Annotated in this window: 8 protein-coding genes; 3 read left to right on the top strand and 5 right to left on the bottom strand. The window is 43.2% G+C overall.

Annotated features, from left to right (window positions below; translation table 11 throughout):
* Nucleotide 1 precedes the first annotated feature (1 nt).
* Together AB6735_RS07855 and AB6735_RS07850 are read right to left on the bottom strand one after the other, a co-directional pair.
* The gene (locus AB6735_RS07855; protein ID WP_370995376.1) at nt 2-463 is read right to left on the bottom strand and encodes a cytochrome c; all 462 of its coding nucleotides are present in this window, start codon (nt 461-463) and stop codon (nt 2-4) included.
* On the bottom strand, nt 463-1,761 hold the full coding sequence (locus AB6735_RS07850; RefSeq protein ID WP_370995375.1) for a sorbosone dehydrogenase family protein: 1,299 nt from the start codon (nt 1,759-1,761) through the stop codon (nt 463-465). Before AB6735_RS07850 ends, AB6735_RS07855 begins: the two co-directional genes overlap by 1 nt.
* Nucleotides 1,762-1,967: 206 nt before the next feature.
* On the opposite strand from AB6735_RS07850, the gene AB6735_RS07845 reads away from it, so the two are divergent.
* The 3 genes from AB6735_RS07845 (at nt 1,968) to AB6735_RS07835 (ending at nt 5,209) form a co-directional block, all read left to right on the top strand.
* The gene (locus AB6735_RS07845) at nt 1,968-2,663 is read left to right on the top strand and encodes a hypothetical protein (protein WP_370995373.1); all 696 of its coding nucleotides are present in this window, start codon (nt 1,968-1,970) and stop codon (nt 2,661-2,663) included.
* A 201-nt stretch (nt 2,664-2,864) separates the two neighbouring features.
* Entirely contained in the window at nt 2,865-3,878 is a 1,014-nt protein-coding gene (locus AB6735_RS07840; RefSeq protein ID WP_370995372.1) for a LacI family DNA-binding transcriptional regulator, read from the top strand.
* Nucleotides 3,879-3,928: 50 nt separating this feature from the next.
* Nucleotides 3,929-5,209: a serine hydrolase domain-containing protein gene (locus AB6735_RS07835; RefSeq protein ID WP_370995370.1), complete on the top strand. Its 1,281-nt coding sequence runs from the start codon at nt 3,929-3,931 to the stop codon at nt 5,207-5,209.
* Nucleotides 5,210-5,216: 7 nt separating this feature from the next.
* Here AB6735_RS07835 and AB6735_RS07830 read toward each other — a convergent pair whose 3' ends face one another.
* Genes AB6735_RS07830 through AB6735_RS07820 form a run of 3 tightly spaced genes read right to left on the bottom strand, consistent with a single transcriptional unit; the run spans nt 5,217 to nt 9,154 of the window.
* Nucleotides 5,217-5,897, bottom strand: a complete 681-nt coding sequence (locus AB6735_RS07830; protein ID WP_370995368.1) for an arylesterase — start codon at nt 5,895-5,897, stop codon at nt 5,217-5,219.
* Between the two features lie 4 nt (nt 5,898-5,901).
* Nucleotides 5,902-8,487, bottom strand: coding sequence for an ABC transporter permease (locus AB6735_RS07825; RefSeq protein ID WP_370995366.1), 2,586 nt, complete (start codon nt 8,485-8,487; stop codon nt 5,902-5,904).
* On the bottom strand, nt 8,465-9,154 hold the full coding sequence (locus AB6735_RS07820; RefSeq protein ID WP_370995365.1) for an ABC transporter ATP-binding protein: 690 nt from the start codon (nt 9,152-9,154) through the stop codon (nt 8,465-8,467). Before AB6735_RS07820 ends, AB6735_RS07825 begins: the two co-directional genes overlap by 23 nt.
* Between the last annotated feature and the right edge of the window lie 128 nt (nt 9,155-9,282).

The following is a 9,282-nucleotide window of genomic DNA, read 5'->3' as shown; positions in this document are numbered from 1 at the left end:
TTTAGCTCTTTTTATTAGCTGCCCGAACTGTTTTTACCTGGGCCGCTGTAATGGCCGAGGCTTTATTGCCGAAGCTGTTACGTACAAAGGTGAGTACATCGGCAATTTCCTGGTCTTTCAGAAAATCGTGTGAGGCCATACTATTGGAGTAGGTTTCGCCATTGATCTCCACGTCTTCATTAAAACCATTCAGTATGATTTTGATGAGCCTGGTTTTATCACCCAAAACATAGGTTGTTTTAACCAATGGTGGATTCATATGCGGTACACCCAGGGCATCGGCCTGATGGCACGATACACAATACTGGGTAAATACCTTTTGACCGGCTGCAATTGAGGCTTTTAAGCCAACGGTTGTATGTTTTACCGGGGCTTTGGCCTTATGTTTGGTTTGAGCATGCAAACTGGTTACGGCAAATAATACGGATGCGAATATGATTAGCGCGGCTTTTTTAAAGTCCATTATTTTTTATAAGTTATTTTGTAAATAGTTCCCTGATTGTCGTCGGTTACATAAAGTGAGCCATCGGGGCCTTGTGCCAATCCGCATGGACGGTGTTCGGCACGACCAGATGCTGTTTGCGAGGCGGTACCTGCAAAGCCATCGGCAAATACTTCCCACTCACCGCTTGGTTTACCATCTTTAAACGGCTGAAATACCACAAAGTAACCGGCCTGTGGTTCAGGTGCGCGGTTCCAGGAGCCATGAAAAGCGATGAAAGCACCATTCTTGTATTTTTCGGGGAATTGGTTGCCGGTGTAAAATAACAGGCCGTTAGGGGCAAGGTGACCCGGAAAAGCAGCAACAGGATCAATAGCATCCTGGCCTCCTTCTTTTTTGCCATCACCACCATACTCAGGCATTAAGATCTTTTTATGTTGTTCCTGATCATAGTACATGTAAGGCCAGCCGGCGTTATCCCCTTTTTTAAGGGCATACATACATTCGGCCGGTAATATGGCTGATTGTTTGGTGGTAAACATATCCGGGAAAAGATCATGTAGCTGGTCGCGGCCATGCTGCATCACAAATAGCTGGTTGTTTTGCTGGTTCCAGTCGAAACCTACCACATTACGCAAACCTGTAGCGTAACGAACACCATCGCCATAATGCTGGTTTAGCTTATCAGCTTTAAACTGCCATATGCCGCCTGCTGAATCTAAAATAGGGCAGCCCTTTTGGCCTGGTGAACCTTTTTTGCGGTCCTCTACCTGGCAGGCATTGGAGTAAGCGCCAATGTTCACATACAGGTTGCCATCATTGTCAAGGGTAATGGCTTTAGCTTCATGCTCGCGGCGGCTCAGTAAACCGGTAACAATTTTTTCGGGCTTATCGGGGTTGATCACTTCATTTTGAGTGTTTAGTTTATAACGGAAAACTTCCTCATCAGATGATGCGTACAGGTAACCGTTCTTAACATATACACCTGTGCCGCCAAAGGTACCAAAGCCTGTTTTTACTGTGGCTTTATCGCCTTCCTGGTGTAAAAACAAAATGCCTTTACCGTTTTTAGGGCGGTTAAGTTTAACATAGATATCGCCTTGTGGGGTTACCGCAATTTCACGGGTACCACCCAATTTATCGGCAATAACGGCGGCGTTAAAGCCAGCTGGTAATTTTAGTCCGGCTCCTCCATCGGCGGTAGCAACAGAATCTTTATTGTTATTGCTGGATTCGCCGCTTTTACAGGCATTAAATAATATAAAACCCACCATTGCTGCAACAGGCAGCAATACCGAAAGTAATTTTCTGTTCTTCATGGCAGTTGATTAATGGTTATCAAATTAAATAAATATACAGTGAATACCCAAATCTGTTTTGTAGTAATGCTATGACACAGTCAGCGTTTTTGGGAGTAAAAAACAAGGAGCAAAGATTTGTTATACGTGTTTCTTGTTCCAAAAATAGTTGTACCATTAAACCATTGCCATTAACTATCGTCCTAACTGTATAAAATTTAACAATTATGAAGAAGCTCATCATATTATCAGCAATAGCAGCAAGCGGATTATTTTACGCCAAAACCGCCGATGCGCAAATATCTATCCATGTAGGTTTAAACATACCTGTACGTCATGTTTATGTGCCTGCTCCGCAACCTGTTGTGGTGCAAGAAACACCAGTTTATGATGATGATAATGTACCTGCAAGCTATGATGATGACTACTACTACCTGCCCGAAGTTGAAGCCTATTATTCTGTGCCAAGGCACTGTTATTACTATAACGATGGCAGTTCATGGGTAACTGCCGCTTATTTGCCAGGTGCTTACCGTAATTATAACTGGCGCACTGCTGTAAGATACGAAGTGCGTTCACCAAGGCCTTATATGCACCATGATTTTTACAGGTCAAGGTGGGGTGGCTATGCTGGCGGTCGCGCCAATTGGGGCCATCGTTTTGATAATCGTTACAACGGAGGTTACGCATATTCAAGCCGGGATAACCGCGGGTGGGACAGAGGTAATTATGGCCGCGGTAACTGGGGTGGTAACCAAAATGACAACCGTGGTTGGAACAGAGGTAATCATGACCGTGGCAACTGGGGCGGCAGAGATAATAACAATGATAACCGCAACCGCGGCAACTGGGGCGGCCAACGTTCAGAAAACAGAGGTGGCCAGCGTTTTGCCGAAAACCGTGGCTACGGCGTACGTCAATAAGTTAATAATATAAACTCCCAAAATATATAAATAATAAAGAGATCGCCCGTAATGGGCGATTTTTTTATTATAGGGTTTTAATAAAGGTTATATAAATAGCTCGATTTAGCATTTATTTATGTCTATAGCTAACTTATCATGCCAAAGGCTCTTTTGTGTTATTATTTATGTTATATATTTGGATAAACAACGCTAAAGAATTTGAAGAAGAAATTATCTATTGTTGATATTGCCAACAGCCTTAATATATCTAAAACCACGGTGTCCTTTATTCTGAATGGCAGGGCACGCGAAAAACGGATAAGCGAAGAACTGGTTGAACGTGTTTTAAAATATGTAAAAGAAGTTGGTTATAAACCAAATTCACTGGCAAAAAGCCTGCGTACCGGCAAATCAAACATTATAGGTTTATTGGTACAGGATATATCCAATAACTTTTTTGCTACCATAGCCCGCCAAATTGAAGACCGCGCTTACAAAAACGGTTATAAAATTATTTATAGCAGTACCGATAATGATACCCAAAAAACCCAGGAACTGATAGCCATGTTTCGTGACAGGCATGTTGATGGATATATCATCGTTCCGCCGGAGGGCATTGAGGAGGACATCAGCGCCCTGATCAAAGATGGTTTACCCGTGGTATTGTTTGACAGGTATCTGCCCGGAGTGGAGACTGATTATGTGGTGGTTGACAATTTGTTCAGTACGTACAATGCAACACGGTACCTTATTGACAAGGGATCTAAGAACATAGCTTTTATCAGCTTTAATAATCAGCAAACCCAAATGGCCGACAGGCTCAGCGGCTATAAAAAAGCCATGGTCCAAAGTAAGCTTAAAACCAGTATTAAAGAGGTAGATTTTTACCAGGATGAAAAGCTGATGACCGATCCGATCCTGGAGTTTCTGAATGAACATCCGGAAACAGATGCCATATTATTTGGTAATAACCGTTTAGGAACCTGCGGGCTTAAAGTGCTCATGAAATTGGGCAAAAAGATACCGGATGATATTGCGCTCATATGTTTTGACGATTATGAGGTTTTTGAACTCTGCAATCCTCCGCTAACGGCAATTGCCCAACCCATTGATGCCATTGCAGATAAAGTGATAACGCTGTTGCTTAACAGACTTAATACTTCTGTAGAGAATAATGTAAAGCAACAAGTGATATTAAGTACCGACTTGAGAGTCAGAAAATCAACAAAATAAAACATCTGGAAACGACATACGAGTAAGTATCATTTAATTAGCTATTGATGATGAAAAAGATCTTTTTGTTTTTGCTACTCGTTAGCGTTGATTTAGTTGCCACTGCTCAGGGTGTTACCTTACAAGTGGGCAACCCGGTATCAGAAAAATTCTCTGTTGAAAGGTTGCAGCGCATCGATCATCTGATAGAAGCTAATATCGACTCCGGATATATCAATGGAGCTGTTGGTCTCATAGCCCGGAACGGTAAAATAGTGTACAATAAATCATTCGGCATTGCCGATGTGGAGCAAAAAAAGTTGATGGAAAATGATCATATATTCCGTATTGCTTCGCAAACCAAGGCCATCACCAGTGTAGCGGTCATGATGTTATTTGAGGAAGGAAAGTTTTTACTGGATGAGCCTATCTCCAAGTATATTCCCGCTTTCGCGCACCCTAAAGTGATCGATCTGTATAATGAAAAAGATACCACTTTTACCACCGTTCCCGCTAAACGCGAAATAACTATCCGGGATCTGCTTACCCATACCTCCGGTATTGAATACGCGCAGATCGGCTCGCCCAGAATGAATGCCATTTATGCCAAATCGAAAATACCCGGAGGGTTTGTAGCCGATAAGATCCGTTTGGCAGATGTGATGGACAAATTGGGTAAGTTACCCTTAACTCACCAGCCTGGCGAGCGCTGGACTTACGGCTTGAACATAGATGTATTAGGTTACCTTGTTGAAAAGGTATCAGGAAAAACCTTAGATCAGTTTTTTAAAGAACGAATATTTGATCCACTGGGAATGAAGGATACCTATTTTTATATACCTGCCGCCAAGCAAAGCCGGTTAGTAGCCGTTTACACACCCGATAAGCAAGGGCGTCTGGTAAAATGGACTGCTTCTACGCTTCCCGGAGTAGATTTTGATTATCCAAAAACCGCAGGAACATATTTTTCTGGCGGGGCTGGTTTAAGTTCAACAATTAAGGATTATGCCATCTTTTTACAAATGATGCTGAATGGAGGAGTTTACAATGGTCAGCGTTTACTGGCCCGGCATACGGTTGAAATGATGACCGAAAATCAGATAGGCGATCTGTATATTAATCCTGATAAGGATAAATTTGGTTTGGGTTTTGGTATTACTACCCCGGCAAGTTCGGCCAAATTGGGTGTAAGTCCCGGTTCGTTTGCCTGGGGCGGCTTTTATGGTACCTTGTACTGGGTAGATCCAAAAGAACACCTGGTTTGCCTGCTTTTTATTCAAAACTGGCCATTACCGCATAATGCTATACAGGATAAATTCCGCGCCCTGGTTTACCAGGCTTTGGCCGATTGATAACCCTTTAAAGTACGTCCTTTAAAACATTCCAAACGTTGTTGGCTACTATTTTGGCCCCTTCTGCTGTTGGATGAATACCATCGGCCTGGTTCAATGCCGGTATGCCGCCTACACCCTGTAAAAGAAAAGGCACCAATTGGGTATGATTTTTGGCTGCCAGATCGGGGTAAACGGTCTTGAATTTATTGGCATAATCGGCACCCATATTAGGTGGAACCTGCATGCCCAACAGTACGATCTTTACCTCCGGATACTTAGCTTTTACCTTATCAATAATGCTTTGCAGATTTTTGCTGGTTTCGCTTACCGGGATACCACGTAAACCATCATTAGCACCAAGCTCCAATATGAAAATATCAACCTTTTGTTTCAGCAGCCAGTCTAAACGCGCGTTGCCGCCTGCTGTGGTTTCGCCGCTTAAGCCAGCGTTAACAACCTTATAGGGGAGTTTAAGCGAATCTATCTTATCCTTAATCACACCCGGAAAAGCCTCAGATGGATCATCCAATCCATAACCGGCGGTCAAACTATCGCCAAAAAACAAAACGGTTTTTGAGGTGCTTGCGTTTGATTGGGCGGTTGTATCACTTTTGGCATTTTCGTCAGCGGCAGGTTTTTTATTTTGGTTGCACGCTGTCAAAATAAGCGTGGTCAATAACAGGAACGTTAATTTGAATTTGTACATGGTATTAAGCGTTATTGCGTAATATTTCAAGCGGGGGTTTATTCAAAACACCCCGGCTATTTAACAAACCAATAATAACGGTTAGTATGGATATAACGAAAAATAATATCAATGCTGGTAGAAAGTTAACAGTGTAAGGTATCTCAAAACTGTACTTAGCCAATAGCCAACTGCCCCCAAAAGCGATCACGATACCGGTAAGGGCCGATAAAGAACCCAGGAACCAATACTCTAACGCGGTAATGGCAAAAATTTGTTTACGGCTTGCACCCAAAGTACGCAGTAATACACTTTCCTGTATGCGCTGATATTTACTAATGCGTACCGATGCCACCAATACCACTACACCGGTTATAATACTGAACGCGCTCATAAAACGGATCACATAGCTTATTTTACTCAATAATTCATCCAGTACACTTAAAACCAAGCCCAGATCGATTATAGAAACATTTGGGAAGCTATGCACAATTGCCCGCTGAAAGGTGGCTGATACTTTAGTTGATGGCACGTGCGTAAGTAATACCTGGAACTGCGGAGCATCTTCAAGAACACCCTTAGGAAAAACCACCTGGAAGTTGGTTTGTACTTTACCCCAGTTTACTTTACGTACGCTGGCCACGTAGGCAGGCATTTCTACCCCTTGAACGTTAAAAACTATTTTGTCGCCAATTTTAAGGTTTGCGCGGTGTGCCAGGTTTTCTTCTACAGACACCGGAATATCTTTTCCGGGTGTTGCTTTGCCTATCCAGGTGCCATCCGTCAGTTTTTCTGATCCGGAAAGGGAATCGCGGAAAGTAACGCGGTATTCATAAGCAAATACCCCATGGGGGATTTTTATGGTCGAATCTTTTTGCAGGTCGGCAAAAGTTTTACCGTTTATCTGTTCTATCCGCAGGGTTACAATAGGTACCTGCTGTAATACAGGCAAGCCCTGCTGACGGGTTAAACGGGCAACAGAATCTTTCTGGTTATTTTGTATATCAAACAGGATCATGTTGGATTGATTACCACTGCTTGACAGGGTAACCTGACCAATAAGCAAATTTTGGATAATGAACAATATGCAAATAAACATGGTACTTAAACCTATGGATACCATGAGGATAAGCGTTTGGTTATTGGGCCTGTATAAATTGGCAAAGCCTTGCCGCCACAAATAACTCCATGAGCCGTTGATCAGCAATTTAGTCAAACGCATTAATAGCCAGGCTACTGCTGATAGTATCATAAAAGCAGCCAGTATGCCCAACGTAAAGAACAGGCTCCCCAACCAGCTATCCAGTTGTAAATAGGTGAAAGTGATGATGAAAAGTACAATTAACAGGTACACCAGCCAACGTAAGGGATCGCGGGATAACATCGCATCGTCAAAGGATAGCCGCAAGGTATTTAAGGGCGATACATTACGAACGGATATCAGCGGGAGTAAGGCAAAAAGCAGAGAAATAATCACCCCCAACAAAATACCCTGACCAATAGCCATCCACGAAATTTGAACAGATATGGTAAAGGGTATAAAATCCTTAAACACCAGAGGTAATAAATGTTGTATAGCTGTACCCAATGCTGCTCCAATAATAGAACCAATGAGACCGATGCCAACAATCTGAATCAGGTAGATCAGAAATGCCTCGGATGACTTAACGCCCAGGCAACGCATTATGGCAATGGACGGGATCTTTTCACGTACATAAATATGAACAGCACTGGCCACACCCACACAGCCCAATAGCAAAGCAACAAAGCCCACCAAGGATAAAAAGCGACTCAGATCGCCAAAATTACGACCGGTATTTTCTTTGCGGCCTTCAATGGTTTCGTACCGCATACCTGCTTTATCCAACATGGGATCGAGCTTTTTGGTAAGTTTGTCCAGGTTTACCGGTTTGGTGAACTTATAGTAAAAACTGTAGTTTACCCTGCTGCCAATCTTGACCAGCCCGGTTTGCTCCAGGTATTGCATGGAAATATAAACCACAGGCGCTATTCCTGCGACAGCACCCGCCTGTCCGGGTGCACGGTTTAAGATCCCGGTAATTAAAAACTGGCTGTTACCAATCTTGATAGAATCGCCCACATGAGCATTGAATTGTAGCATCAGGGTTTTATCAACTATGGCCATCTGGCCTTTTCTAAAGGATATACCCGCTTGCTCGGGTGTGGTTTCAATAGCCCCATAGTATGGGAAATTGCCCTGTAATGCCCGTACCTGTACCAGTCTTGTCCCTTTACTTTTTGGGAAATAAGCCATCGAAGCAAAACTGCGCTCTTGTGATCGGTCATCACCCAATGAATCCAATAGTTTTTTCAGTTTTGCATCGGCAGGTTTATTGCCTGATACAGAAAGATCGGCACCGATCAATGTTGCCGCTTGTCCGTTGATGTCATTTTGGACATTGTATTTGAAAGCATAAATGCCTACGAGTGCGGCTATACCAAATACGATGGCAGATATGAACAGAAACAGCCTTGAACGGTTTTTACGGCTATCGCGCCAGGCCATATTAAACAGCCAGGGGATATTTATTTTTCTTTGATAATTAACAGGATTGGTCTCCATAAACTTATCCGTTAATTGTTTTTTCATCAGCTATCAGCTGGCCTCCTTTTATCCGGATGATGCGTTGTGTTTTTGCAGCCAGTTCCAGGTCGTGTGTTACCAGGATAAGTGTAGTACCGGCTTCTTTATTCAAATCAAAAAGGAGCTTTACTACTTTTTCGCTGGTTTCGGCATCAAGGTTGCCGGTAGGTTCATCCGCAAATAGTATTTTGGGTGAGTTGGAAAAGGCCCGGGCCAGCGAAACACGTTGCTGCTCACCACCCGATAGCTGAGATGGGTAGTGGTGCCCGCGGTCGGCCAGACCTACCTTATCCAGCAGATCCAACGCCCTTGCGCGGATATTTTTTTCATTACGAAGCTCCAACGGAACCATTACGTTTTCCAGGGCCGTCAAGGTAGGTAGTAACTGAAAATTCTGAAATATAAAACCCACGTATTGGTTACGTACCTGCGCGCGTTGGTCTTCTTTTAAATTTCCGAGATTAATGCCGTTTAGTTCCACTGCACCTTTACTGGAGCGGTCAAGCCCGGCACACAGGCCCAATAAGGTAGTTTTGCCACTACCCGAAGGGCCTACAATAGCATTGGTAGAACCGGCAGCGATGCTGAAATTTATATCATGTAGCACGTTGAGCGTACGCCCCGCACTTTGGTAGGTTTTGCCCAGATCTGAAATATTGAGTATAGTTTCCAAACGGTATGTTTTTTATGGTATAGATGCACCTGACCATAATTTGTTACCCGGCCAGTTTGCATAAATATCCATGAATTGTGCCATTTGGAGCTTAAACGCAGATAGGTTTTTATTAAATGACTTTAAAA

Origin of the sequence: Mucilaginibacter sp. RCC_168 (assembly GCF_041355315.1) — a bacterium.
Lineage (GTDB): Bacteria > Bacteroidota > Bacteroidia > Sphingobacteriales > Sphingobacteriaceae > Mucilaginibacter.
Note: the sequence above shows the minus strand (reverse complement) of the source record. Positions and strands in the feature narration are given on the sequence as shown.

What these genes read in the sequence shown, in the direction of transcription:
- AB6735_RS07850 (WP_370995375.1), bottom strand. Translation starts at nt 1,761, where the DNA reads ATGAAGAACAGAAAATTACTTTCGGTATTGCTGCCTGTTGCAGCAATG.
- AB6735_RS07835 (WP_370995370.1), top strand. Translation starts at nt 3,929, where the DNA reads ATGAAAAAGATCTTTTTGTTTTTGCTACTCGTTAGCGTTGATTTAGTT.
- AB6735_RS07845 (WP_370995373.1), top strand. Translation starts at nt 1,968, where the DNA reads ATGAAGAAGCTCATCATATTATCAGCAATAGCAGCAAGCGGATTATTT.
- AB6735_RS07830 (WP_370995368.1), bottom strand. Translation starts at nt 5,897, where the DNA reads ATGTACAAATTCAAATTAACGTTCCTGTTATTGACCACGCTTATTTTG.
- AB6735_RS07855 (WP_370995376.1), bottom strand. Translation starts at nt 463, where the DNA reads ATGGACTTTAAAAAAGCCGCGCTAATCATATTCGCATCCGTATTATTT.
- AB6735_RS07825 (WP_370995366.1), bottom strand. Translation starts at nt 8,487, where the DNA reads ATGAAAAAACAATTAACGGATAAGTTTATGGAGACCAATCCTGTTAAT.